This window comes from uncultured Amaricoccus sp., assembly GCF_937891315.1.
Lineage (GTDB): Bacteria > Pseudomonadota > Alphaproteobacteria > Rhodobacterales > Rhodobacteraceae > Amaricoccus.
Genome location: NZ_CALAGI010000127.1, coordinates 1 through 25322, shown reverse-complemented (window position 1 = coordinate 25322; position 25322 = coordinate 1). Strand labels below are relative to the sequence as shown.

Sequence of the window (25322 nt, the reverse complement as noted above, 5' to 3'; positions counted from 1 at the left end):
TCAGTCTGGTTGGATCGCGCTCTGACCCGCGCGCGAAACCGGCGCGCCGCCGCGCCAGACGCCGGCCAGCGCGAGATCCGCGTCCAGATGTACCATGTCCGCGGCCGAGCCCGGCGCGAGATGGCCGCGCCGGTCCGATCGCCCGAGGAGCGCGGCGGGCAGCGCGCTGGCCATGCGCAACGCGCGGGTGAGCGGCGCGCCGACGGTCCGGGTGAGATAGCGCACCACGCCCGGCATGTCGCAATCGGCCCCGGCGAGTGTCCCGTCCTCCAGCGTCAGGCGCCCGTCACGCCGCAGGATCCGCCGCCCGCCGAGGGTAAAGGCACTGAGGGTCGTGCCCGCCACCGCCATCGCATCGGTCACCAGAAACATCCGCTCCGGCTTCGCCGCCAGCGCGACGCGGATCACCTCCGGCGCCACATGCACACCATCGGCGATCAGGCCGGCATAGACGCCGGGTGTGTCGAGCACGGCGCCGACCATCCCCGGCTCGCGGTGGCCGAGCGGGCTCATCGCGTTGAAGAGATGCGTCGCAGAGGTCGCGCCCGCCGCGAAGGCCGCCCGCGCCGCGACCAGGGTCGCGTCGCTGTGTCCCAGACTGACGATCACCCCGGCGGCGGCCAGCGCCGCGATCTCGGCCTCGGTCGCCGCCTCGGGCGCCAGCGTCACCATCAGCGCCGGCAGGCGTCGCGCCGCCTCGGTCAGCCGCGCGAGATCGCCGGGGGTCATGGGCCGGATCAGCGCCGGATCATGGGCGCCCTTGCGCGCGGGATCGAGATGCGGCCCTTCGAGATGCAGGCCGAGAAAACCCGGCACCCCCGCTTCGGCCGCGGCGATGCCAGCCGCGATCACCGCCGCCGTCACCTCCGGCGTGTCGGTGATCAGCGTCGGCAAAAGGCCGGTGCTGCCGAGCCCGCCATGCGCCGCGCAGATCGCCGCGATCCCCTCGACGCTCGCCGCCTCGCCGAGCATCAGACCGCCGCCGCCGTTCACCTGCAGATCGAGAAAGCCGGGCGCCAGCACGCCGCCGTCGAGCTCGACCAGCGCGCCGTCCGGCACCGCCTCGGCCGGCACGATTTCGGCGACCGCGCCGTCCTCGACCACCAGCGCGGCGCCCTCGCGTAGTCTCGTGCCGTCGAAGATCGCGGCCCCGGTGAAGATGATCGGGGTCATACCGTCTCCGTCACCTTGCGCAGATAGGGCGGCTCGTCGGGATTGAGCCCGCGCCGCCGCGCCAGCGCCTCGATGAAGACATAGAAGGAGACGACCAGCGCCAGCGGCGCCAGCAGCGGATGCAGACCACCGACGCTCGGTAGCGGCGTCACCGGCGGCGCCGCGCCAACCGCGGTCAGGAACACGTCCGCGCCCTGCCCGACCAGCCGCTCCGCCGTGGCGACGACGCCGGGCAGCGCCGCGTCCTCGACGCCGAGCGCCAGCACGGGGAAGCGCTCCCGCGCCAGCGCCGCCGGCCCGTGCAACACCTCCGCCGCGCTGTAGCTTTCGGCATGCAGGCCGCAGGTCTCCTTGAACTTCAGCGCCATCTCGCTCGCGATCGCGAAACCCGGCCCGCGGCCGAGCACGAAGAGCGACTCCGCGCCGTCCAGCCGGTCGGCGAGCGGGCTCCAGTCGCAGGCGAGCGCCCGCTTGAAGGCCTCGGGCGCCGCCGCGACCGCGCCGCGCAAACCTTCGTCCTCCTGCCATTCGGCGAGCAGCGCCAGCGCGGCGAGCACCGAGACGACGAAGGTCTTGGTCGCCGCCACGCTCCGCTCCGGCCCGACGCGGAGCGCCAGCGTATGGTCGCAAGCCGCCGCCATCGGCGACCGGTCGAAATTGGTGATGGCGAGCGCCAGCGCGCCGCCGGCCTTGCACTGGCGCATCATCTCGACGATGTCGGGGCTCTGGCCGGATTGCGAGATCCCGACGCAAGCCGCCTTGCCGAGGCGCAGCCGCCGGCCGTAGACCGAGGCGACCGACGGCCCGACCGAGGCGACCGGCAGACCGGCGGTCAATTCCACCGCGTATTTCAGATAGGTCGCCGCGTGGTCCGACGATCCCCGCGCCACGGTCACCACGAGCCCGGGGGCGGCCGCGCGCATCGCAGCGGCGGCGCGGGCGATCTCGTCGCGCCCGCCCTCCAGAAACCGTCGCGTCGCGGCCGGAATATCCAGCACCTCGGCCCGCATGAAGGTCGTGGTCTCGGTCATGACGCTCCCCTTTCCGCCTCGGCGGGGATTTGCAGCTCGGCGGCGAAGTCATAGGCGTCGCCGCGATAGATCGAGCGGGTGAATTCGATGACCCGCCCGCTCGGCAGATAGGACACCCGCTCGATCCAGAGACCGGCGGCGCCGACCGGGACCTCCAGCAGTTCCGCGTCGCGAGGCCCGAGATTGGCAGCCGAAATCCGCTGCACCGCCCGCGTCGGCCGCGTACCCCGAGCCGCGAGGACGGCGTAGAGCGACCCCTCGACCGCCATCGGGTCGGGCAGGATCGAGGTTGCGAGCGTCGCGCGCTCGATCGCCATCGGCACATCGTCGGCCAGCCGCACCCGCTCGAGCCGTGCCACGTGGTCCTGCGCGCTCAAACCCAGCACCATCATCTCCTCCGGCGCCGGCGCGTGAACGCTGCGCGACAGCCAGACCGAGCGCACGGCCTTGCCGCGCCGCGCCATGTCCTCGGAGAAGGAGGTGAGCATCGACAGCGCCTGCTCCACCTTCTCCACCTTCGGCGCGACGAAGGTCCCCGAGCCGCGACGCTGGACGAGTTGGCCGGACCGGACGAGCGACTGCACCGCCTTGCGCACCGTCACCCGGCTGAGGCCGGTCAGCGCCGCTATCTCCCGCTCGGGCGGCAGGCCTTGCCCCGGGGCGAGCCCGCCGCTCGCGATCTCGCCGGCGATCCGCTGGCTGAGCCGGAGATAGAGCGGCCCGCCGCCGGCCTCGTGAAACGCGCCATGCGAGAACAGGGCCATCACGCCATCCCGCGCGCCATGGCGAGCGCGCCATCGAGCGCCGTGCCCTTCGGCGTGGCGATCAGCCCGGCGTAGCGGTCCGCGAGCCGCGTCTCGAACAGCTTGCCGAGGCCGCCGAGGAAACACACCTGAACCATGCCTTCCGTCTGAAGATGGTCGATCGCGAGCGCGATGTCGGTATCGGCCTTGCCGAGCACCCAGGCGGCACCCTCGTCGCCCTCGAGATCCGCCTCGATCAGCCGCCGCGCATGGCGCGCATAGTCCGCCGGCGTCGCGGCGTGCGCGAAGGCGACCAGCCCCTCGGGCCCGCCCGCCTCCACCACCACCGCGTCGAGCAGCGCCGAGCGCGGGCGCAGGCCGTCATGCGCGAGCAGCGCCTGTTCGAGCAGGTCGCGCCCCATGCGCGCGCCGCTGGCCTGATCGCCGAGGCGAAAGCCCCATCCACCGATCATCCGCGCGACACCGGCGCGCTGCGACGCGAAGATCGATCCGGTGCCGAGCGCCGCCGTCACACCATCCTCCTCGCCGAGCGCGCCCTTCAGCGCGATCAGCGCGTCGCTCTCCAACCGGGTGCTCGCGAACGGCAGCCTGGCCATCAGCCGCGACGCGGCCTTGGCCACGTTCGCGCCGGCGAGGCCGAGCACGGCGTGCAAATCCTCGAGCTCCGCCGCGACGTCGGCCGCTTCGAGCGCGGCCGTCGCGGCGGCGAGGATGTTCTCGCGCGCGCCATCGGGGTCGGACATGATGTTCGAGGCGGCGCCCTCGCCCCGGCCGAGGATCCGCCCGGCGCCGTCGGCCACCGCCGCGCGGCAACCCGTCCCGCCGCCGTCCACCCCCAGATACAGCTTCATGGCGACTCCCTTCGCCGGACAAGATACCAAACCAATACCAAAAGGCCAAGCCTTCCGCATTCGCAGGCGCGAAATAGCCTTCCGATGCCGATCTCCGTCAAACGTCTGGACAATTGGTATTGTTTTGGCATTATATATCCGACGCAAGGGAATCGCCCATGACGATCGCCAGCACCGAAATCCGCCATCCCGCCGCCCAGGGCCTGCAGACTTTGCCGCCGGAGCGGGCGGCGGCGCTGCTGGCCGAGGCGCAGGTCTTCGCCGCCGCCCGCGTCCAGGCGGCGATCCCCGCGATCACGGCGGCGGCGGAGGTGGCGGCCCGCGCGATCGAGGGCGGCCATCGCCTCGTCTACGCCGGAGCGGGATCCTCCGGCCTCATGGCCCTCGCCGACGCGCTGGAACTGCCAGGCACCTTCGGCATCCCGGCCGACCGCGCGCCGGTCCTGTTCGCCGGCGGCGCCGCCGCGCTGCTCTCGCTGACCGGCGCGGCCGAGGACGATCCGGCGGGCGCCGCCTCCGACCTCGCCGCGATCGACCTCGGCCCGGGCGACGCGGTGATCTGCGTCTCGGCCAGCGGCGGCGTCCCCTACACGCTCGCGATCGCCGAGGGCGCCCGCGCCGCCGGCGCCACGCTGATCGGCATTGCCAACGTAGCTGACAGCGCGCTGCTCAGGGCCGCCGACATCGCGATCCTGCTCGAAACCGGGCCGGAGATGGTGGCGGGCTCGACGCGCCTCGGCGCCGGCACCGCGGCGAAGATCGCGCTCAACATGATCTCGACCCTCACCGGCCTCCGGCTCGGCCATGTCTACGAGGGGCATATGGTCAATCTCGTCGCCGACAACGTGAAGCTGCGCGACCGCGCGGCGCGGATGGTCGCTGAACTGTCCGGCTCGGACCTCGGCGCCGCGGGCGGCGCGCTGGGGGAAACCGACGGCGCGGTGAAGCCCGCGATCCTGATCGCCGCCGGCGCCGAGGATCGGGGGGCGGCGGAGGCGCTGCTGGCGGCGGCTGGCGGACGGCTCGACCCCGCGCTCCGCGCCCTGCGGGCCGAGCCGGGATGACCACCGACGAATGGTCCCCGGGGGACCGCCAACTGGGAGAGTTGACCATGACAAGAACACTGCGCGGGCTGCTGCTCGCCACCACGCTGCTCGGCGGCGGCGCCGCCTTCGCCGAGGATGTGACGCTCAATATCGAAAGCTGGCGCAACGACGACCTCCTCATCTGGCAGGACACGATCATCCCGGCCTTCGAAGCCGCCCACCCCGGCATCAAGCTGAAGTTCAATCCGGCGGCCCCGGCCGAATACAATGCCGTGCTGAACTCCAAGCTCGACGCGGGCTCGGCCGGCGATCTCATCACCTGCCGGCCGTTCGACGCCTCGCTGCAGCTCTACGAGAAGGGCAACCTCGCGGACCTGTCCGATCTGCCCGCGCTGGCCGGTTTCTCGACCTTCGCCAAATCCGCCTGGTCCACCGACGACGGCGCGCATACCTTCTGCGTGCCGATGGCCTCGGTGATCCACGGCTTCATCTACAACAAGGCCGCCTTCGAGCAGCTGGGAATCGCGCCGCCGAAGACCGAGGCGGAGTTCTTCGCCGCGCTCGACAAGATCAAGGAAGACGGCACCTACATCCCGATGGCCATGGGCACCAGCGAGCAATGGGAAGCCGCGACCATGGGCTATCAGAACATCGGCCCGAACTACTGGAAAGGCGAGGAAGGACGGCTGGCGCTGATCGCCGGCAGCCAGAAACTGACCGACGAACCCTGGGTCCAGCCGTTCCGCGAGATCGCGAAATGGAAGGACTATCTCGGCGACGGCTTCGAGTCCCAGACCTATTCCGATAGCCAGAACCTCTTCACCCTTGGCCGCGCCGCGATCTATCCCGCCGGCTCCTGGGAAATCTCCGGCTTCCGCGCGCAGATCGGCGACGCCTTCGAGATGGGCGCATTCCCGCCGCCGGTGCCCGCGGACGGCGACGACTGCTACATCTCCGATCATGTCGATATCGCGCTTGGCATGAACGCCGCGACGAAGCATCCCGAGGAGGCCAAGGCCTTCCTCGAATGGGTCGGTTCGCCGGAATTCGCGGAGATCTATTCGAACTCCCTGCCCGGCTTCTTCTCGCTTTCGAGCAGCCCGGTCACGCTCAAGGATCCGCTGGCCCAGGAGATGGTCGGCTGGCGCGAGACCTGCCAGAGCACCATCCGCTCGACCTACCAGATCCTGTCGCGCGGCACCCCGAACCTCGAGAACGAGACCTGGAACGCCGCCGCCAACGTGATCCGCGGCACCGAAACCCCCGAGGCCGCCGCGCAGCGCCTGCAGGACGGCCTCGCCTCCTGGTACGCGCCGCAGCAATAGTTCTGCCGACCTGGCCCCGCCCCGACCAAAGGGGCGGGGCGCTTTTCGGCGACGCCGCGACGCGGCGAACTCGACCCCGCTCGGAGCCAATCCAGCGCCGACGCCCGACCTCCGGAGTTCCGCATGGCCGACCGACGCCCGTTCCGCTGGCATATCCCGGTGTTCCTCGCGCCGGCCGCGCTGGTCTATACGACGATCATGATCGTGCCGCTGTTCGCCACGCTCAATCTGTCGCTCTTCACCACCACCACCGAGCGGGTGTCCGAATTCGCCGGGCTCGCCAATTTCCGCACGCTCTTCGCCGATCCGCGCTGGTCGGCCAGCTTCTGGAACGCGCTCGGCAACAATGCCTGGTTCTTCGTGATCCACATGGCTGTGCAGAACCCGATCGGCGTCGCCCTCGCCGCGCTGTTGTCCTCGCCGCGGCTGCGGTTCGCCGCGTTCTACCGGACGGCGATCTTCATTCCGACCGTGCTCAGCTTCGTCATCGTCGGCTTCGCCTGGAAGCTGATCCTGTCGCCGATCTGGGGCATCGCCCCCTCGATGTTCGACGCCGTGGGGCTGAGGTGGCTGTTCATGCCGTTCCTCGGCAAGGAGGAGACGGCGCTGACCACGCTCGCGCTGATCTCGGTCTGGCAGTTCGTCGGCATCCCGATGATGCTGATCTACGCCGCCCTGCTCTCGATCCCGGACGAGGTGATCGAGGCGGCCGAGATGGACGGCGTCACCGGCTGGGCGCAGTTCTGGAAGATCAAGCTGCCGCTGATCCTGCCGTCGATCGGCATCATCTCGATCCTGACCTTCGTCGGCAATTTCAACGCCTTCGATCTCATCTATGTCAGCCAGGGCGCGCTCGCCGGGCCGAACTACGCCACCGACATCCTCGGGACGCTGCTCTATCGCACCTTCTTCGGCTTCCAGTTGCAGCTCGGCGATCCGCATATGGGGGCGACGATCGCCACGGCGATGTTCTTCATCATCCTGGCCGGCGTCTCGGTCTATCTCTTCGGCATCCAGACGCGGCTCCGCCGCTATCAGTTCTGAGGTCCGCCATGCAGGATGCCCGCTCCGCCCGCGGCCGGACGATCGCCGCGCATGGCGTTCTCCTTCTCTACACGGTCATCGCACTTTTCCCGGTGTTCGTGGTCGTGGTGAATTCGTTCAAGTCGCGAAAGGCGATCTTCTCGTCGCCGCTGTCGCCGCCGGGGCCGGGCAGCTTCGATCTGGTCGGCTATCGCACCGTGCTCGAACAGGGCGATTTCCTGCTCTATTTCCAGAACAGCCTGATCGTGACGCTGGTCTCGCTGTTCTGCGTGCTGTTGTTCGGAGCGATGGCGGCCTTCGCGCTGGCTGAATACCGCTTCCGCGGCAACCTGCTGATGGGCCTCTATCTCGCGCTGGGGATCATGATCCCGATCCGGCTCGGCACGGTGGCGATCCTGCAACTGATGGTCGCCTCCGGCCTGGTCAATACGCTGACCGCGCTCATTCTGGTCTATACCGCGCAGGGGTTGCCGCTCGCGATCTTCATCCTGTCGGAATTCATGCGCGGGGTTTCGGATGATCTGAAGAACGCCGGCCGGATCGACGGCTTGAGCGAATATCGCATCTTCTTCACCCTGGTCCTGCCGCTGGTGCGGCCGGCGATGGCGACCGTCGCCGTCTTCACCATGATCCCGATCTGGAACGACCTCTGGTTCCCGCTGATCCTCGCGCCCGCCGAGGAGACCAAGACCGTTACCCTCGGCGCTCAGGTGTTCATCGGCCAGTTCGTCACCAACTGGAACGCGGTGCTCGCGACGCTCAGCCTCGCCATCCTTCCGGTGCTGATCCTCTATCTCGTCTTCTCGCGCCAACTGATCCGCGGCATCACCGCGGGAGCCGTGAAATGATCCGCTGTCTCGTCGTCGGGCTCGGCAACATGGGCCGGTCGCACGCCCTCGCCTATCACCGCGATCCGGCCTTCGAGATCGTCGGCCTCGTCAACCGCTCCGCCCCCGACCTGCCGGAGGCGCTGCGCGGCTATCGGGTGAGCGCGGATTTCACCGAGGCCCTCACCCGCCTGAAACCCGACCTCGTCTCGATCGCCAGCTACTCCGACAGCCATGCCGGCTATGCCATCGCGGCGATGGAGGCCGGCGCGCATGTCTTCGTCGAGAAGCCGCTCGCGACCACCGTCACGGACGCCGAGCGCGTCGCGGCCAAGGCGGCGGCGACCGGGCGCAAGGTCGTTGTCGGCTATATCCTGCGCCACCACCCCTCGTGGCAGCGGCTGATCGCCGAGGCGCGTGCGCTCGGCGGACCTTACGTCTTCCGCCTCAACCTCAACCAGCAATCCACCGGTCCGACCTGGGAGACCCACAAGGCGCTGATGCGAACCACCTCGCCGATCGTCGATTGTGGCGTCCATTATGTCGACGTGATGTGCCAGATCACCGACGCGGCCGCGGTCGAGGTGCGCGGCATGGGCTTGCGCCTCTCGCCGGAAATCGCCGAGGGCATGTATAATTACGGCCATTTCCAGGTGCTGTTCGCCGACGGCTCGCTCGGCTGGTACGAAGCCGGCTGGGGCCCGATGATGTCGGACACCGCCTTCTTCGTGAAGGACGTGGTCTCGCCGAACGGCGCCGTCTCGATCCGCATGCCGGAGAGTGCGCGGTCCGACGATATCGACACCCACACCCGGACCTCGACGCTGCGCCTGCACCGGGTCGGCCGGACGGACGAGGATCTGTCGATGGCGGGCGAACCCGACCATCAGGCGCTGTGCGATGCCGAGGCGGCCTTCGTCGCCCGCGCCATCACGCAGGATCTCGATCTCGGCCGCCACCTCCGGGACGCGGTCTCGTCGCTCGCGATCTGCCTCGCCGCCCACGAAAGCGTGCGCTCCGGCCGGCCCATCCAGCTTTGAGAGGACACGGCCATGGGTGACCTTACCCTCACCTCCATCACCAAGTCCTTCAACGGCGCCGAGGTGATCCGCGGCGTCGATCTGGAGGTCCGGGACGGCGAGTTCTGCGTCTTCGTCGGCCCGTCCGGCTGCGGCAAGTCCACGCTGCTGCGCATCATCGCCGGGCTCGAGGATCCGACCTCCGGCGACGTGCTGATCGACGGCGCGCGGGTCAACATGATCGCCCCTGCCAACCGGGAAATCTCCATGGTTTTCCAAAGCTACGCTCTCTATCCTCACCTGACGGTGAAGGACAACATGGGGCTCGGCCTGAAGCAGGCCGGAACGCCGAAGGCGACGATCGAGGAGCGGGTGCGGGGCGCGAGCCGGATGCTCTCGCTCGACCCGCTGCTCGCCCGGCGCCCGGCCGAACTGTCCGGCGGCCAGCGCCAGAGGGTCGCGATCGGTCGGGCAATCGTGCGGACACCGAAGCTGTTCCTGTTCGACGAGCCGCTTTCGAACCTCGACGCCGCGCTGCGGGTCAATACCCGGATCGAGATCGCCCGCCTGCATCGCGAACTGGCGGCGACGATGATCTACGTGACCCATGATCAGGTCGAGGCGATGACACTGGCCGACCGCATCGTGGTGCTGAACGCCGGCCGGATCGAGCAGGTCGGCGGGCCGATGGAACTCTACAACGACCCGGCCAATGTTTTCGTGGCGGGCTTCATCGGCAGCCCGCGGATGAATTTCCTCGAAGCGGCACCCCTCGGCGCGGCGGGAAAGCTCGTCGGGATCCGGCCCGAGCATCTCGCGATCAGCCGGGAGACCGGGGCGATCGCGGGCACCATCTCCCATGTCGAGCATCTGGGCAGCGAGACCAACATCTACGTCCGGACCGAGCCGCACGGCCTGCTGACCGCGCGGATATTCGGCGAGCACCGCTATGGCGTCGACGAGATCGTCCACCTGACACCGGACGCCAGCCGCCAGTTCCATTTCGACGCGGACGGCCAGCGCCTGCGCGCCGCCGCGTGAACCGAAAGCACGTAAACGCACGGGGCTCGCGGAGGGCGTTCGCCCTTGACGCGCCGGGGCGGGCTGCGTATGGGACGCGCTCAACATTCCGGAACGGCCCCCGGGGCCGCCTCGACCGACGCCGAAAAGGACTGAAATCATGTCTCGCCGCTGCGAACTGACCGGCAAGGGCGTGATGGTTGGCAACAATGTCAGCCACGCCAACAACAAGACCAAGCGGCGCTTCATGCCGAACCTGAACGAGGTGTCGCTGACCAGCGAGGCGCTCGGCCAGACCCATCGTTTCCGCATCTCGGCCTCGGCGCTGCGGACCGTGGACCATCGCGGCGGGCTCGACGCCTTCCTCGCGGCCGCCGCCGACGGCGACCTGTCGCCGAAGGCGCTGCGCCTGAAGCGCGACATCGCCAAGGCGCTGGCCGCGACCGCCGCCTGACCGCGGCCGACGGACTGCCCGAAGCCTCTCACGGGACTGATTCCAAGGCTCCGCCAGCGCGGGGCCTTTTGTCATGCGAAGGCCCGCGGTCGCGCTTGAAACCATCGCCGGGAGGCTCTCGCAAAACGCCTCGCAGCCCTTTGATTTAACGAAGCATTAACCAATTCGTCGCCTCGCGGTCACAGTCCCGCGATACGCCCCGAAATAATCGCCGCGCGCCGGATATTTTTCTTGATATCGTCGGCGATCGCCCTCATATGCCGCCCCTGACGCCAACGCACGCACCTCTGCTCGGGCGCGGTTTGTAACGCGAACTCAAGTAGCGACGGTAACGTCTCTTTTGGAAACGACGGGGTTAACTCCCCCGGGTCTGATGGAGATGACCATGTTGAACGCCGCCGCCCTTCGGGGCGTACCAGTAGATCTTGTCGATCAGAACCCCGCGACGAGCGCCGTCAGTGCCCGGCAGGACGCCTATATCCGCGCGCATGACTTCGAGGCGCCGACGGTCGTCTTTGACCTCGACATGCTGCGCGGAAAGTATGACGCGCTGACCGAAGGCCTTGGCGACGCCGTGATCCACTATGCCGTGAAGGCGAACCCGGCACCGGAAGTCGTGGCGGCGCTGGCCGCGAAGGGTGCGCGGTTCGACTGCGCCTCGCGTGGCGAAATCGACCTCTGCCTCGATCTCGGCATCCCGGCCGCGCGCATCGCGTTCGGCAACACGATCAAGCGCGCCAGCGACATCGCCTACGCCTTCGCCGTCGGTGTCGAGCAGTTCGCGGTCGATGCCGAGGCCGAGATGCGCAAGATCGCCGAGCACGCTCCCGGCGCGCGCGTCATCGTGCGCATGCTGGTCGAATCGAGCGACGCCGACTGGCCCCTGACCCGCAAGTTCGGCTGCTCGCACCGCGAGGCGCTGCGGTTGATGGATCTCGGCCGCTTCCTCGGCCTCGACGTCGCCGGCATCTCGTTCCATCCGGGCAGCCAGATGCGCGAGCCCCGGATGTGGGCCTCCGCGCTCGACGGCGCGCTGGCGCTCTGGACCGAAGCGCGCGACAGCGGCCACGAATTGCGCCTGCTGAACATCGGTGGCGGCTTCCCGGCCTTCTACGGCCTGGCCCTGCCGGAAACGAGCGACTACGCCGCCGAGGTGATGCGCATGGTGCGCGGCCGTTTCGGCGAGGCGGTCACCGTGATGGCCGAACCCGGCCGCGGCCTCGTCGCCGAGGCGGGCGTCATCGTCGCCGAGGTGGTTCTGGTCGCAAGGAAGGATCAGGAGGACCTGCAGCGCTGGGTCTATCTCGACATCGGCAAGTTCTCCGGCCTCGCCGAGACGATGGACGAGGCGATCCGCTACCAGTTCGAGACCCGGCACGGCGAGGACGCGCCGACCGGTCCCTGCGTGCTCGCCGGTCCGTCCTGCGATTCCGCCGACGTGCTCTACGAGAAGCGCCCGGTGCAACTGCCGCTCGACCTCGCCGATGGCGACAAGATCCGCATCCTCTGCACCGGCGCCTACACCACGAGCTACTCCTCGGTCGGCTTCAACGGCTTCCCGCCGCTGCGATCGGTCTTTCTGGGCTGATCGCCCTCGCGCGCGGCTTCGACGCCGCGCGCGCCATTCCGGGGTGCGAGCGAGGACAGTCCGATGATCGTCGCCCAGGTCACCGATCCGCATGTCTCGATCCCGGGCGCCCGGCTCTATGGTGGCTATGACCCCGCGGTCGCCCTGCGCGCCGTGCTCGCGCGGATCGATGCCCTCTTCCCCCGACCCGACCTCGTGCTCTTCACCGGCGATCTGGTGGAACTCGGTCTCGCCGAGGAATACGCGCATTTCCTCGAACTCCTCGCCGGCTGCCGCCTGCCCTGCGCGGCGATTCCCGGCAATCACGACCGCCGCGACGCGTTCCGGACCGCGCTCGCCGGCTCGCAGGTTCGGATCGGTTCCGATCCGAGCTGGGCGCATCTCGCCATCGACGACCTGCCGCTGCGTGTGATCGGCCTCGACACGCTCGACCTCGAGGGCGAGGCGGGCGGCGTGCTCGACGAGGGTCGGCTCGCCTGGCTCCGCCGCCGGCTCGACGAGGCGCCGGACCGGCCGACGCTGATCTTCATGCATCACCCGCCGTTCAGGACCGGCATCGATTTCATGGACATCTGGGGCCTCGCCCATCCCGAGCGTCTGGCGGCGATCGTCGCGCGCCACCCCGCGATCCTGCGCATCTCCTGCGGCCATGTGCATCGCGCGGTCGAGACGACGTGGAACGGGATCACCGCCGGGGTCTGTCCCGCCGTCGCCTGGCAGGTGCCGCTCTGCGCGCCCGACGCGCGGCCGCGGCCGACGCCCCAGGCCCCGGCCTTCCAGCTTCACCGCTGGACCAAGGCGACCGGTCTCGTCACCCATACCGAGGTGTTGACCGGAATCGGTGCCTGACGGCCTGAACATGGGGGTTTCGCGCCGCGGGCGATGCCCCTACCTTTCGGCGCGGGTGGCCTGGAGCGGGCGATGCGGGACAGGACGACGGACGGCGTGCTTTTCGCCTCCTACAATATCCACAAATGCGTCGGCACCGACCGGCGGTTCGACCCCGGCCGGGTAGCCGACGTCATCGCCGAGATCGGCCCGGACGTGATGGCGCTGCAGGAGGCGGACCGGCGGTTCGGCGACCGCGCCGGCCTGCTCGATCTCGCCGCGCTGCGCGAAAGGACGGGCCTTGTCCCGGTGCCGGTGGCGAACGGCCATCTCGGTCACGGCTGGCACGGCAATCTCGTGCTGGTGCGCGAGGGCGTGGTCCGCAAGGTGCGACAGGTTTCCCTGCCCGGGCTCGAGCCACGCGGCGCGCTGCTCGCCGATATCGACTTCGACGCCGGAGGCGTGCGGGTCGTCGGCATGCATCTCGGCCTCTTGCGGCATTCGCGCCTGCTGCAGATCGAATCCCTGATCGACCACGCGGTCGAGGCGGACGACCGCCCGGTGGTGGTCATGGGCGACATGAACGAATGGCGGCGTCGGCGGCGCTCGGCGCTCAGCGCCTTCGCGCCGCGGTTCGGCCCGCCCGGTGTCGGCGTACCGAGCTTTCCCGCCTATTTCCCGATGCTGGCGCTCGACCGGATTTTCGCGCGGCCGAACACCATCCTCGGCCCGGTCGAGGCGCATGACACGCCGCTCGCGAGGCGCGCATCGGACCATCTGCCGATCAAGGCGCGGATCACCCTCGGCGCGGCCTTCGACACCCCCGCCCCCCGCGCCAATGGAGCAGGCGCCTGATCCCGGCGCGCCTCCTGTTCGGCGTCGCGCTGCTGGCCGCGACCTCCGGCGCGGCGGAGGCGGTGCCGTTTCCCGATGGCGACGACGACGGCTATGTCGATTTCGACGAAGCGCGTCGTTCGCTCTTCAATCTGCGGCGCGTGGATTTCGAGAAGTACGATCTGGACGGCGACGGGGTGCTCGACCGCGGCGAGTTCGCCGGGCTCAACGATTTCCATATGCTCACCACTCGCGACCGGTAGGCGGGGCCTTTCCGCCCCGGGCTTGCCGCGCCGGGCAAAAGCCCGCATAAGGCGCCGTCCCGGCCCAGAGACGGCCTCCAGAGAACCGCGATGACCCAAGCCTCGGCCAATGTGAACGTCATGATCAAGGCCGCGCGCAAGGCCGCGCGCAGCCTGCTCCGCGACTTCGGCGAGGTCGAGAACCTGCAGGTCTCGTCCAAGGGACCGGGTGATTTCGTCAGCCGCGCCGACACCAAGGCCGAGCAGCTGATCCGCGAGGAATTGACCGAGGCGCGGCCGAACTACGGTTGGCTCGGCGAGGAGAGCGCCGAGGTGAAGGGCACCGACCCGACGCGGCGCTGGATCGTCGATCCGCTCGACGGCACCACCAACTTCCTGCACGGCATGCCCCACTGGGCGGTGTCGATCGCGCTCGAGCACAAGCGCGAGATCGTCGCGGGGGTGATCTATGATCCGATCAAGGACGAGATGTTCGTCTCGGAAAAGGGCGCCGGTGCCTGGCTGAACGACCGCCGGCTGCGGGTATCGGGCCGGCGCGACATGATCGAGATGATCTTCGGCACCGGCATACCCTTCGGCGGCAGCCGCGAATTGCCCCGGACCTTGCGCGAGATCGCCCAGCTGGCGCCGCGCACCGCCGGCATCCGGCGCATGGGCGCGGCGGCGCTCGATCTCGCCTATGTCGCGGCGGGACGTCTTGACGGCTTCTGGGAACGCGACTTGAAACCCTGGGACATGGCCGCCGGCATCCTGATGGTGCGCGAAGCGGGCGGCTTCGTCGGGCCCTGCGACGAGGGCGCCGATATCCTGGAGAGCCGGGGCGTGATCGCCGCCAACGCCTCGGTGTTCGACCCGCTTACCCAGACGCTGCGATCAGCCTGATCTTCGCCGATCCGGCGGTAAGCTCGCCGGCGGCGCGGTCGAAGCGCAGATAGGCGAGGCCCCGGCCGCCGCTGGTCGTGTGAAGCGTTCCGGCCGGCTTGCCCCCGGCGAGGATCTCGGTGCCGGCCTCGGGCGCCGGGCCGTCGATCTCGACCCGGACGAGACCCTTGCGCAGCTCGGTCTTGTGCTTCATCCGCGCGGTGACTTCCTGGCCGACGTAGCAGCCCTTGCGGAAATCGACGCCGCGCAACCGCTCGAACCCCATCTCGAGGATGTAGCTGTCGTCCGGCTTGAGCTCGACCCCGGTTTCCGGCACGCCGTTCGCGACGCGGAGCACCGTGATCTCCGCAGGGTCGAGCGGCGCCATTCCGGCGAGGAGCGCGGCCGGATCCTCGACATAGGCCCGCCAGCCCAGCGCCTCCGCTCTCGGATCGGCGAAGGCGAGCCGCGTCGCCGGCGGCGCGCCGGTACCGAGCAGCACCGCGAGCTCGGTCGGCTCGATGCTGACCGCGGCCCGCAGCCGGTAGAGCGCCAGCCGCTGCGCCAGCGCACCGGCGCGGGCGGTCTGGATGTCGAGCAGAATGTCGCTCCCGTCGGGCACGAGGAAGAAGTCGAAGAGGTACTTGCCCTGCGGCGACAGCAGCGCGGCATAGACCGGCCCGCGATCAAGTCCGCGGACGTCGTTGGTCACGAGATTCTGCAGGAACTCCCGCGCATCGCCGCCGCCGATGCGCAGCACCGTCCGATCGGTCGCCTGAAATCCAGCCGTCATGCCGCAGCCTCCCCCGTCCCTCACATGAAACCCCGCCGCCGGCCGGTTTCAAGCACCCGCGAACTGCAGCGCGTAAAGATCGGCGTAGAGCCCTTCGAGCGTGAGCAGCTCGGCATGCGTCCCCTGCTCGACGATCCGCCCGTGGTCCATCACCACGATCCGGTCGGCGTCGAGGATGGTGGCGAGCCGATGCGCGATGATGAGCGTCGTGCGCCCCACTGCCAGCCGGGCGAGCGCCGCGCGGATCGCGGCCTCGCTCTCGGCGTCGAGCGCCGAGGTCGGCTCGTCGAGCAGCAGGATCGGCGCGTCGCGCAGGATCGCCCGCGCGATCGACAGCCTCTGCCGCTCGCCACCCGAGAACTGCGCGGCCGAGGGAATGACCGGCGTGTCATAGCCCTTCGGCAGCGCCGAGATGAAGCCGTCGGCGGCGGCGGCGCGCGCGGCCGCCTCGATCTCGGCGCGGCTGGCCGAGCGGCGGCCGAAGCCGATGTTCTCCGCGACCGTCGCCGACAGGAGCACCGAATCCTGGCTCACCACCGCGATCTGGTCGCGCAGCGAGGCGAGCGTTAGGTCGCGGAGATCGTGCCCGTCGAGCAGGATGCGCCCGGCCGTCGGATCATAGAGCCGCGGCAACAGGTTGAAGACCGTCGACTTTCCCGCGCCCGACCGTCCGACGAAGGCGGTCCGCGTCCCGCGCGGCACCGCGAGCGTGAAGTCGCGCAGCGCGACATGACCGTCCGGATAGGCGAAGCCCACCGCCTCGAAGCGGATGTCGCCGGTGGCGCGGTCGAGCGTCTCCGGCCCGTCGAGGATGGTGTTCTCGACATCGAACAGCATGAAGACCCGATCGAGCGCCGCCGCGCCCTGCTGGGTCTGGGCATAGGTGCCGCCCAGCCGCCGCGCCGGTCCCGAAGCAACGCCGAGCCCGGTCAGGAGGCCGGTGAAATCGGCGATCGAGATCGTGCCCGCGCTCATCCGCCAGCCGACGACGAAGAGCATGATCGCGACCGCGATCCCGGCCAGCGCCTCCATCAGCGGCGAGACGCGGGCGCTCCAGCGGTTCTGCTTGTTCTTCAGCCCGAACAACCGCTCGAAGACGTTCTGGGCATTCTCGGCCAGCGGCTCCTCCAGCCGGTAGGTGCGGGCCATGCGGATGCCCGACAGGCCCTCGGTCACCTCGCTCGTCATGGTCGCGACCTCGGCCTGGGTGCGGCGGCTGATCTTCTTCAGGCGCGAGCCGATGAGATTGACCGGCAGCACCGCGAGCCCGAAAATCAGGATCATGGTCAGGGTCAGGGGCCAGTCGATGGTCAGCATCACCGCGAAGGTGACGATCATGATGAGCAGGCCCGAGAGCCCGCCAAGGATGCTGCGCACCGCGCCGCCGACCATCGCGATATCCGAGGAGAAGCGCGCGGCGAGCCCCGCCGGCGCCTCGGTCTGCAGCCGCGCGAGGTCGGTCCCGACCAGCTGGCGGAACATGTGGGTCTGCAGATCCGCCTCCATCCGCGTGACGAACTGGTTGCTGCTGATCTCGCGGAAGAAGTCCGCGCCGCCCTTGATGGTGGTCAGCGCGACGACGCCGAGCGGCCCCCACCACATCACCGAATAGTCGCCGGTCTCGAAGGCGTGCATCACCTCCTGGATCAGCTTGGAATAGCCGGCCGACCCGAAAGCGACGAAGATCATCATCACGAAGGTGAAGGTCATCAGCTTCCAGTTCGACGCCAGCCAGTCGCGCCAGAGCCGGTAGTAGGCACCAAACTGGGAGTCGGAGGAGGGCTTCGGGCTGGCCATGAGCGATGCGATCCGGGGTGGCGCCAACAGGCGTCGGGCGTATCACGCAGGCTCGCGGACGACAAAGCGGAAATCGCCGTTTCGCACGAAGGCGCCCGGCGCTAGGCTCCCGGGACGGAGAAGGAGTTCTGGATGTCCCTCGCTTTCGGGCGCGACGTGCGCGCCATACCCGGCCCCTCGATGATCCCCGACCGGGTGCTCGGCGCCATGCATCGCGCAGCGCCCAATATCTACGAGGGCGAGCTGATCGACATGACGCGGACCGTCCTCGACGATCTGCGCCGGGTGGCACGTACCGAAGGCTCGGTCGCGATCTATATCGGCAACGGTCACGCGGGCTGGGAGGCGGCGCTCGCCAACATGCTCTCCCCCGGTCACAAGGCGCTGGTCATCGCCACCGGGCGGTTCGGCTTCGGCTGGGCCGACACCGCGCGCCGGATGGGCATCGATGTCGAGGTGATGGATTTCGGCTTTCGCGCGCCGGCCGATCCCGACCGGATCGAGGCTCGGCTGCGCGCCGACCATGGCCACGAGATCCGCGCCGTGCTCGCCACCCAGACCGACACCGCCTCCTCGGCGCGCAACGACGTGCTCGCCCTCCGCGCCGCGATCGACGCCGCCGGCCACCCGGCACTTCTCGCCATCGACTGCGTGGCGAGCCTCGCCTGCGACCGATTCGAGATGGATGCCTGGGGCGTCGACGTGATGGTCGCCGCCTGCCAGAAGGGCCTGATGACGCCGCCGGGCATGGCCTTCACCTTCCAGAACGCCAAGGCGCTGGCGGCCCGCGTCGCCTGCGCCAGCCCCTACTGGGACTGGGGCCCTCGGATCAATCCGGCGGCCCACTACCAGCTCTTCTGCGGCACGGCGCCGACCCATCATCTCTATGGGTTGCGCGTCGCGCTCGACATGATCCTGACCGAGGAAGGGCTGGAAAACACCTGGGCGCGACACGAGACCTTCGCGCGGGCGGTGGCGGCGGCCGCCGGGACCTGGGGGGCGCGTGGCGCGCTCGAACTCAATATCGCCGCGCCGTCGGCGCGCAGCGCCGCGGTGACCACGATCCGCACCGGACCGGGCGACGGCGCGCGCCTGCGCCGCTGGTGCCAGGAAGAGGCCGGCCTCACCCTCGGCATGGGGCTCGATGTGCCCGGCGAGGATCCGGCCAGCGCGTTCCGGGTCGCCCATATGGGGCATCTCAATCCACCGGTCCTGCTCGGCACGTTGGCCACGATCGAGGTCGGCCTCGCCGCGCTCGGCATCGCGCACGGCCGCGGCGCGACCGAGTCGGCCGCCGCCGCGGTGGTCGCGCACGGCCGGCCGGCCACCGTCGCCGACACAAGTTCCTTGGCAAGGTCGACCATCATGATCTAGTGTCTTTTCCCACGGACGCTACCGTGGGTAGGAATTGGCGGGAGCAGTCCGGGGGATCGACGCGATGGTGGGTCGCATCGAGCAACAGAGGAAAAAACGCGTGAGAAAAACCCTAATCTTGCTCGCCGGGGGGGCTCTGATACTCAGCGCCTGCGCCGGCGAGACAACCGAGCAGAAGCACGAGGTGGGCTGCGTGGCCGGCACCATGACCGGCGCGGTGATCGGCGGCCTCGCCGGCAGCCTGCTCGGTGGCGGTATCGGCAACACACTCACGACGGCGGCGGGCGCCGGCCTCGGCACCTATGCCGGTCAGAAGCTGGCCTGCGGTTGAGGGGGAGCAAATGAAAGCACTTCTAGTGACGGGCGCGGGCGCGCTCCTCATGCTCGCCGGGGCCGTTTCGGCTCAGACGGCGGCGCCGGGTGACATCACCACCACGCATCTCGCCGCGCTGGACACGGACCAGAACGGCGCGGTCAGCAACGAGGAAATGACCGCCTTCGCCGCCGAGGCCTTCAAGGTGCTCGACAAGAACGGCGACGGCTATGTGACCGTGGTCGAGTTCGGCGCGCTGATCACGCCTGAGCAGTTCGCGGCGGTGAACACCAACGGCGACGGCGGAATCAGCCTCCAGGAATTCAAGGCGCAGGTCGCGGCGGATTTCGCGGCCGCCGACCTTGACCACGACGGCGCCCTGAACTGAGCCGGCGCAGCTCGCGACATGTCCCCGGGGGCGCGGCTCCCGGGGATTCCTGTTTCGCGACCCGGGGAGTTGATCTAAGGATTGCCTTGCGCGATCGAGGGGCGCGAAGCTGAGGAACCACACTGTGAACGCAAAGATACTTATGGTCGCGGCCCTGGGTCTGGCCGCCATGATCCCGGCGGGCTGCACCAACAATCCGCAAACCAACAATGAACTCGCCTGCGCGGGCGGCGTGCTCGGCGGCGCGGCGGTCGGCGGGCTGCTCGGCAATCAGTTCGGCAAGGGCGGGGGCAAGCAGGCGATGACAGCGGTCGGCGCCGGCGCCGGCGCCGCGGCCGGCACCCAGACCGGGGCCTGCAGGTCACTCTGAAACATTTCGCGGCGCGGCGCCCCCGCCGCGCGCGCTTCCGCCCGACATGGAGCACCATCCTATGGCTGATCTGATCGCAGTGATCTTTCCGTCCGAGGCCAAGGCCGAGGAAGTGAGGGAGAAAGTCCTCTCGCTGCAGAAGGACTATATCATCGAAATCGGCGACGCGGTGATCGCGACCAAGACCGAGGCGGGCCACGTCAAGCTGAACCAGCTGATGAACACCACGGCGGCGGGCGCGGCGGGCGGCAGCTTCTGGGGCCTTCTCGTCGGCATCCTGTTCATGAACCCGCTGCTCGGCGTGGCCGTCGGCGCGGGCAGCGGCGCGCTCGCCGGCGCGCTGACCGACATCGGCGTCAACGACAAGTTCATGAAGGGACTGGCCGCCGAGAATCTTCAGCCGGGCCAGGCCGTGCTCTTCGTGCTGGTGCGCAAGGTGACCGGCGACAAGGTGCTCGACGCGGTGCGCGGCGTCGGCGGCACCATCCTGCAGACCTCGCTCGATCACACCCGCGAAGAGAAGCTGCGCGAGGCGCTGGCGGGCACGCCGGCCGAGACGGCGCCGTCCGAACCCGCGCCGACCTCCTGAACGGCGTCCGGTCCCGGTCCTGAAACGACGCCGCGGGGCCACACCCGCGGCGTGACGCCGGAGGGGCGATGCGGTTCATCGACACCGACCATCCGGCTTTCCGGCCGCTCTGGATCCGGCTGCTGGTCACCGGCTTCCTGCTGGCCTGGGGTGTGCTGGAGATCACCGTGCTCGGCGGGCATCTCTGGGCCATCCTCGCCTTCGGCCTTTTCGCCTATTGCGTCTGGGCGTTCTTCATCGCCTTCCCGCGCCGCGGGGACGGCGACCCGGGGGGATAGGCGATAGACGCGGCCTTGCGCGCCGCCGACCGATAGACCGCCAGCGCCGCCGGATGGCAGATCGGCAGATCGACGGCGTATTCCTCGAAGTCGAAGCCCGGAAACCGCGACCGCAACGCCTCCCACGCCGCGGTCGCCTCGGCCGACGCGCCGAGTTCGGCGGCCGCGAGCAGCCGGAACACATGCGTCGGGAGGAAGTCCGCCGCCCAGTCGGTCGCGCTGAGCGCCCGCGCATGGTCCCCCGCGAAGAAGGCCGCCCGACCCTCCATGAAGCCGTACCAGCTTGGCGGACCGGGATTGAACTCATAGGCCCGGTCCACGCAGTCGAGCGCCGCGGCGAAACGCCCCGCGATGGTCGCAAGCCCGAGCGACAACATCATCAACGCGTCGCATTGCCCCTCGGCCAGATCGACCGCGCGCTCCAGCAGGCGGTGCGCCTCGCGCGGCGCGCCCTGCTTCGCCCGATGCACGGCGAGATAGGCGAGCGCCATCGAATCGCGCGAGTCGCACTCATAGGCGCGGGGAAAGCAGACTTCCTCGATCGCCCGGATCGAGGCCCGGTCATGCCGCCAGCCGTTGGAGTAGAGGCGATTGGCGAGCCAGGCGCGCACCAGCCAGCCACGCGCGAAATCGGGATCGAGCGTCACCGCGCGCTCGGCGTGCCAGGCGGCGGCGAAGGTGCTGTCGCGGTCGTAGCGGATCAGGCCATCGCTCGCCAGGAGGTAGTGCTCGTAAGCCTCCAGGCTGCTCGCCGGGCGGCGGCGGACGAGGTCGCGCTCCAGCCGCAGGATCGCGCCATGCATGCCGCCGAGCGAGCCCGCGACGCTGGCCGCGATCTCCTCGACCATGGCCGGCAGCGAGTCGAGCGGCCGGTCGTAGCGCTCGGACCAGCGGATCCGCGCATTGCCGCCCTCGACGAGTTGCACGAGGATCCGCAACCTGTCCCCGACCAGATCGAGCCGGCCGCGCACCAGATATCGCGCCGCGAGCCGGCGCGCGATCTCTCGCGGATCACCCTCCGCCGCGCCGGGTGGCTGGGCGACGCGGGCGATCACCGCGATGTCGGGATAGCGGCTGAGGTCGGCGGCGATATCGTCTGCGAGACCGGCGGCGAGGCGCCGCCAGCGCGCGTCCAGGGTCGGATCGCCAAGATCGAGCACGGCGACCCGCACCGGCTCCACCCGGCCCGCCGGTTCCGTCGCGGCGAAACACACCCCGTCGATCAGCCGGTAGCCCCGGCCGCGCACGGTCTCGATCACGCGCGGCGCCCGGGCGTCGTCGCCCAGCACGGCGCGGAGGTCGAAGACATATTCCCGCACGAGATCGGGCGTGACGTGAACGCCGGGCCAGACTTCCTCGAGAAGCGTCGCGTGGGTGACCACGGCGCCCCGGCGCCGCAGCAGGCAGGCGAGCACGGCGGCCGCCTTGGCGGTCAGACGCGCCGTCGCCGCGCCGCGCGACAGCGTCAGGTCATCGAGGTCGAGGATCCAGGTTTCGTCCGGGCGCATGTCCCCGCCTAGGCCCTGTCCGACCGGACGCGTCCGCCCCGGTCGAGTATCACGGAAATCGACAAGCCGAATCGAACTTCGCTCCAGTATCGAATCAACCATAACTCAACAATCCGACTCGCACAGCCAGGACTAGTTTCAGGACGATTGTTGCGAGGGATTGTTTGGGAGTGGAACATGAGACCGTTCGAACTTGACGGCGCCGCGCCTTCGCGCGTGGGCGACGATCCGACGTTTGGGACCGGACCGCTCGACTGCCTCTTCGGCGGTCCCGGCGAGACCGATCGGGCCGCGCCGACCGGCTGGCGCATCGTCCGCTGGCCGACCGATCCCGACCCCGCCACGCCGCTATGGTTCCTCGATGCCCGGCGCGACCTCGTGAGCGACTGACGCGCCTAGACGCGCGCCAGCAGCGCCTCGACCTCGTCGAGCGACGGCATGGAGGGCGCTGTGCCGGGACGGGTGACGGAAATGCCCGCGACGGCGCAGCCGAAGCGTACCGCCTCCACTGGATCGACGCCCCGCGAAAGCGCGGTGGCGAAGCCGCCGTTGAACGCGTCGCCGGCGCCCGTCGTCTCGACCACGGGACCGGCGCTGATCACGGGCACGAGCACCGAGCGGCCCGGCGCGTGATAAAGCGCGCCACGCGCGCCGAGCGTGATGACGGCGGCCCCGGCGCCCCGGGCGATCAGCCGGTCGGCGGCTTCGCGCGCGGCCTCGACACCGGTCACGGCGACGCCGGTCAGATCCTCGGTCTCGGTCTCGTTCGGGGTGACATAATCGCACAGCGACAGCACCGCGTCGGGCAGCGGCCGGCCCGGTGCCGGGTTCAGGATCGTCGTCACCCCTGCCCCGCGTGCGATTTCGAGCCCGCGCACCGCGGCCTCGAGCGGCTGTTCGAGCTGGGTGATGAAGACCGAGGCCGCGGCGATCGCCTCGGCCCGGGCATCGAGATCGGCGGCCGACAGCGACGCCGCCGCGCCCGGCGCGATGATGATCGCATTGTCGCCGGTCGCCGCCTCGACGAAGATGAAGGCCGCGCCGGTGTAGCTGTCGGGGTCGCGGGTCACGAGGGGCGCGACCCCGGCCTCGGCCCACGTGGCGAGCGCCGTGTCGCCGAAGGCGTCGACCCCGAGCCGGGTGACCATGGAGACGCCGGTCCCGAGGCGCGCGGCCGCGACCGCCTGGTTCGAACCCTTGCCACCCGGCCCGAGCTTGAAGCCCCGGCCGAGCAGCGTCTCGCCGATCCGGGGCATCCGGTCGGCGTGATAGCTCGTGTCGGCGACGAAGACACCGAGAACGACGAGCTTGTTCCCGCGGCCCGCCGTATCCGCTCCATGATGAGACAGCGCGCGCGGGCCCCCCGTCACGGCATCATCTCCCGGACCGCCGCGGCGACCGCGCGGCCAAGCCTGGCATGTTCGGCGCCTTCGAAATGCACGCCGTCGCGCGGGCTCGAGACGATCGCGGCGGCGGCGTCGAGAAAGCCGACGGCGTGGCGCCGGGCGATGCCCGCGTAGATCGCCGGCAGGGCGTGCGACTTCACCGCGGCGCCGGCGAAGACTTCGGCGAGGCAGCCGGCTTCGAGCACGGCCGGCGGCGAGACGAGCAGGACGGCCGGCGCCGCCGCGCCGGGGCCGCTCGCGCTATGGTGGATCGCCCGGATCAGTGCCGAAACGGATTCGCCAACCTCGACCGGCGGCACCTGGAAGCGCCATTTCAGGTCGTTGGTGCCGAGCATCAGCACGACGAGGTCGATCGGACGGTGGCTCTCCAGCACCGCGGGCAGCACGGCGAGACCGTTCTTGTGCGCGCCAGCGATCGGATCGGAGTGAACGGTGGTGCGCCCGGGCAACCCCTCCTCCACGACGCGCCAGCCCGGACCGATCGTGAGGGCGAGCACGCCGGGCCAGCGCTCGGCGGGGGTGAAGCGGCCCGTGTCCTCAAGAGTCTCCATCGGCACTGTGCCGTGGGTGTTGCTGTCGCCGTAGCAGAGCAGGACGCGCTCGGTCATCTTTTCTTTCCGGTAGCCTTGCGAGAGGCGCCCTCCGGATCCCTAGCCGAACGCCTCCGGCCCTGTCCACCACGATCACGGCCCCCCGCGGCGCCCCCGCCTCGTCTTCGCAGCCGGAAAGGGGATGGATCGTCCGGGCCAAACTCGTTAGATCACAAGTTCTACCCCAAACTTTCGTAGGGGGTGGTTCGAACTCTGACCGGCGAGCGGCCATGCACCCTTTGGTGAACCAAGTGAAAGGAGCGCCGAGTAACCGCGCGAAAGCCGGCGCGACGCGGCGCCCCCTGTCACGGGCGGCGAAGGCCCCGAACCGACCGGCCGTTGCCGACACACGGACCGTTTTCTGTTTCACGCCGAACAAATCACAGCGAGCCGCGTGCGCCGGCCCAGTGAAGGAACCTCAGGAATGACGATCAAGCAGGACCTCGATCCAGTTGAAACCAGGGAGTGGCTGGAATCCGTCGAAGACGTCATCGACCGCGACGGCACCGAGCGCGCGCATTTCCTGCTCGATCAGGCGGTCGCCGCCGCGCGATCACGCGGCGCCAACCTGCCGTTCGGCTCGACCACCGGCTACGTCAACACCATTCCGCCAGACCAGCAGCCGCCCTTTCCGGGCGACCTGGAACTCGAATGGCGAATCCGTACCATCAACCGCTGGAACGCCATGGCGACCGTGGTCCGCCGCAACAAGGTGTCGAGCGAATACGGCGGCCATATCGCCTCCTTCGCCTCCTCGGCGGTGCTCTATGATATAGGGTTGAACCATTTCTGGCGGACACGCACCGACACGCATGGCGGAGATCTGGTGTTCTTCCAGGGCCACGCGATCCCCGGTATCTATGCCCGCTCCTTCATGGAGGGGCGGCTTTCCGAAGAGACGCTCGACAATTTCCGCTCCGAGACCGGCGGCCAGGGGCTCAGCTCCTACCCGCATCCGTGGCTGATGCCGGACTACTGGCAGTTCCCG

28 protein-coding genes and 1 pseudogene are annotated in these 25322 nt (G+C 69.5%); 20 read left to right on the top strand and 9 right to left on the bottom strand.

Annotation, left to right across the window (positions count from 1 at the left end; all coding sequences use genetic code 11):
- Genes nagA through Q0480_RS11915 form a run of 4 tightly spaced genes read right to left on the bottom strand, consistent with a single transcriptional unit; the run spans position 1 to position 3819 of the window.
- Positions 1-1173: an N-acetylglucosamine-6-phosphate deacetylase gene (gene nagA / locus Q0480_RS11930; RefSeq protein ID WP_299133212.1), complete on the bottom strand. Its 1173-nt coding sequence runs from the start codon at positions 1171-1173 to the stop codon at positions 1-3.
- The gene (locus Q0480_RS11925) at positions 1170-2204 is read right to left on the bottom strand and encodes an SIS domain-containing protein (RefSeq protein ID WP_299133209.1); all 1035 of its coding nucleotides are present in this window, start codon (positions 2202-2204) and stop codon (positions 1170-1172) included. The genes nagA and Q0480_RS11925 overlap by 4 nt, the downstream gene beginning before the upstream one ends.
- Positions 2201-2971, bottom strand: coding sequence for a GntR family transcriptional regulator (locus Q0480_RS11920; protein WP_299133206.1), 771 nt, complete (start codon positions 2969-2971; stop codon positions 2201-2203). Before Q0480_RS11920 ends, Q0480_RS11925 begins: the two co-directional genes overlap by 4 nt.
- The gene (locus Q0480_RS11915) at positions 2968-3819 is read right to left on the bottom strand and encodes a BadF/BadG/BcrA/BcrD ATPase family protein (protein ID WP_299133205.1); all 852 of its coding nucleotides are present in this window, start codon (positions 3817-3819) and stop codon (positions 2968-2970) included. Before Q0480_RS11915 ends, Q0480_RS11920 begins: the two co-directional genes overlap by 4 nt.
- Before the next feature lie 158 nt (positions 3820-3977).
- On the opposite strand from Q0480_RS11915, the gene Q0480_RS11910 reads away from it, so the two are divergent.
- From Q0480_RS11910 to Q0480_RS11855, 12 genes are all read left to right on the top strand, one after another.
- Positions 3978-4883: an N-acetylmuramic acid 6-phosphate etherase gene (locus Q0480_RS11910; protein ID WP_299133203.1), complete on the top strand. Its 906-nt coding sequence runs from the start codon at positions 3978-3980 to the stop codon at positions 4881-4883.
- A 47-nt stretch (positions 4884-4930) separates the two neighbouring features.
- Positions 4931-6190 carry an ABC transporter substrate-binding protein gene (locus Q0480_RS11905; protein WP_299133200.1) on the top strand — a complete coding sequence of 420 codons (1260 nt, stop codon included), beginning with the start codon at positions 4931-4933 and terminating at the stop codon, positions 6188-6190.
- Positions 6191-6313: 123 nt separating this feature from the next.
- A complete protein-coding gene (locus tag Q0480_RS11900) occupies positions 6314-7234 on the top strand; it encodes a carbohydrate ABC transporter permease (RefSeq protein WP_299133197.1) in 921 nt (306 codons plus the stop codon).
- Between the two features lie 8 nt (positions 7235-7242).
- Positions 7243-8082: a carbohydrate ABC transporter permease gene (locus Q0480_RS11895; protein ID WP_299133195.1), complete on the top strand. Its 840-nt coding sequence runs from the start codon at positions 7243-7245 to the stop codon at positions 8080-8082.
- Positions 8079-9101 (top strand): Gfo/Idh/MocA family oxidoreductase, encoded by a 1023-nt coding sequence (locus Q0480_RS11890; RefSeq protein ID WP_299133193.1) that lies wholly within the window; start codon positions 8079-8081, stop codon positions 9099-9101. Before Q0480_RS11895 ends, Q0480_RS11890 begins: the two co-directional genes overlap by 4 nt.
- Positions 9102-9113: 12 nt before the next feature.
- A complete protein-coding gene (locus Q0480_RS11885) occupies positions 9114-10121 on the top strand; it encodes an ABC transporter ATP-binding protein (RefSeq protein WP_299133191.1) in 1008 nt (335 codons plus the stop codon).
- Between the two features lie 139 nt (positions 10122-10260).
- Entirely contained in the window at positions 10261-10554 is a 294-nt protein-coding gene (gene rpmB / locus Q0480_RS11880; protein WP_299133189.1) for a 50S ribosomal protein L28, read from the top strand.
- Positions 10555-10939: 385 nt separating this feature from the next.
- Positions 10940-12142, top strand: coding sequence for a type III PLP-dependent enzyme (locus Q0480_RS11875; protein WP_299133187.1), 1203 nt, complete (start codon positions 10940-10942; stop codon positions 12140-12142).
- A gap of 63 nt (positions 12143-12205) precedes the next feature.
- A complete protein-coding gene (locus Q0480_RS11870; RefSeq protein WP_299133186.1) occupies positions 12206-12991 on the top strand; it encodes a phosphodiesterase in 786 nt (261 codons plus the stop codon).
- 72 nt (positions 12992-13063) lie between these two features.
- Positions 13064-13825 carry an endonuclease/exonuclease/phosphatase family protein gene (locus Q0480_RS11865; protein WP_299133184.1) on the top strand — a complete coding sequence of 254 codons (762 nt, stop codon included), beginning with the start codon at positions 13064-13066 and terminating at the stop codon, positions 13823-13825.
- A 62-nt stretch (positions 13826-13887) separates the two neighbouring features.
- Positions 13888-14067: a hypothetical protein gene (locus Q0480_RS11860; protein ID WP_299133183.1), complete on the top strand. Its 180-nt coding sequence runs from the start codon at positions 13888-13890 to the stop codon at positions 14065-14067.
- 90 nt (positions 14068-14157) lie between these two features.
- On the top strand, positions 14158-14949 hold the full coding sequence (locus Q0480_RS11855; RefSeq protein ID WP_299133181.1) for an inositol monophosphatase family protein: 792 nt from the start codon (positions 14158-14160) through the stop codon (positions 14947-14949).
- Here Q0480_RS11855 and Q0480_RS11850 read toward each other — a convergent pair.
- Positions 14924-15721, bottom strand: a complete 798-nt coding sequence (locus Q0480_RS11850) for a folate-binding protein (RefSeq protein ID WP_299133179.1) — start codon at positions 15719-15721, stop codon at positions 14924-14926. The genes Q0480_RS11855 and Q0480_RS11850 overlap by 26 nt on opposite strands.
- A gap of 48 nt (positions 15722-15769) precedes the next feature.
- Positions 15770-17518, bottom strand: a complete 1749-nt coding sequence (locus Q0480_RS11845; protein ID WP_299133176.1) for an ABC transporter ATP-binding protein — start codon at positions 17516-17518, stop codon at positions 15770-15772.
- Positions 17519-17650: 132 nt separating this feature from the next.
- Between Q0480_RS11845 and Q0480_RS11840 the strand changes: the two genes are divergently transcribed.
- The 6 genes from Q0480_RS11840 (at position 17651) to Q0480_RS11815 (ending at position 20830) form a co-directional block, all read left to right on the top strand.
- Entirely contained in the window at positions 17651-18892 is a 1242-nt protein-coding gene (locus Q0480_RS11840; RefSeq protein WP_299133173.1) for an aminotransferase class V-fold PLP-dependent enzyme, read from the top strand.
- A gap of 100 nt (positions 18893-18992) precedes the next feature.
- Complete coding sequence (locus Q0480_RS11835; protein ID WP_299133171.1) at positions 18993-19223, top strand: hypothetical protein; 231 nt, start codon at positions 18993-18995, stop codon at positions 19221-19223.
- A 10-nt stretch (positions 19224-19233) separates the two neighbouring features.
- Positions 19234-19593, top strand: a complete 360-nt coding sequence (locus Q0480_RS11830) for an EF-hand domain-containing protein (RefSeq protein WP_299133169.1) — start codon at positions 19234-19236, stop codon at positions 19591-19593.
- A 142-nt stretch (positions 19594-19735) separates the two neighbouring features.
- Positions 19736-19963 (top strand): glycine zipper 2TM domain-containing protein, encoded by a 228-nt coding sequence (locus Q0480_RS11825; protein ID WP_299133167.1) that lies wholly within the window; start codon positions 19736-19738, stop codon positions 19961-19963.
- A gap of 61 nt (positions 19964-20024) precedes the next feature.
- Entirely contained in the window at positions 20025-20552 is a 528-nt protein-coding gene (locus Q0480_RS11820; protein WP_299133164.1) for a DUF1269 domain-containing protein, read from the top strand.
- 68 nt (positions 20553-20620) lie between these two features.
- Positions 20621-20830: a hypothetical protein gene (locus Q0480_RS11815; protein ID WP_299133162.1), complete on the top strand. Its 210-nt coding sequence runs from the start codon at positions 20621-20623 to the stop codon at positions 20828-20830.
- On the opposite strand, the gene Q0480_RS11810 is transcribed toward Q0480_RS11815, so the two are convergent.
- Entirely contained in the window at positions 20767-22338 is a 1572-nt protein-coding gene (locus Q0480_RS11810) for a winged helix-turn-helix domain-containing protein (protein WP_299133161.1), read from the bottom strand. The two genes, Q0480_RS11815 and Q0480_RS11810, sit on opposite strands and share 64 nt — an antisense overlap.
- Positions 22339-22515: 177 nt before the next feature.
- Between Q0480_RS11810 and Q0480_RS11805 the strand changes: the two genes are divergently transcribed.
- Positions 22516-22728 carry a hypothetical protein gene (locus tag Q0480_RS11805; RefSeq protein ID WP_299133159.1) on the top strand — a complete coding sequence of 71 codons (213 nt, stop codon included), beginning with the start codon at positions 22516-22518 and terminating at the stop codon, positions 22726-22728.
- A gap of 5 nt (positions 22729-22733) precedes the next feature.
- Here Q0480_RS11805 and rbsK read toward each other — a convergent pair whose 3' ends face one another.
- Both rbsK and Q0480_RS11795 read right to left on the bottom strand, forming a co-directional pair.
- The gene (gene rbsK, locus Q0480_RS11800; protein WP_299133158.1) at positions 22734-23708 is read right to left on the bottom strand and encodes a ribokinase; all 975 of its coding nucleotides are present in this window, start codon (positions 23706-23708) and stop codon (positions 22734-22736) included.
- The gene (locus Q0480_RS11795) at positions 23705-24352 is read right to left on the bottom strand and encodes an SGNH/GDSL hydrolase family protein (protein ID WP_299133156.1); all 648 of its coding nucleotides are present in this window, start codon (positions 24350-24352) and stop codon (positions 23705-23707) included. Before Q0480_RS11795 ends, rbsK begins: the two co-directional genes overlap by 4 nt.
- Before the next feature lie 406 nt (positions 24353-24758).
- Between Q0480_RS11795 and aceE the strand changes: the two are divergent.
- Positions 24759-25322, top strand: a pseudogene (gene aceE / locus Q0480_RS11790) (pyruvate dehydrogenase (acetyl-transferring), homodimeric type); the annotation flags it as partial.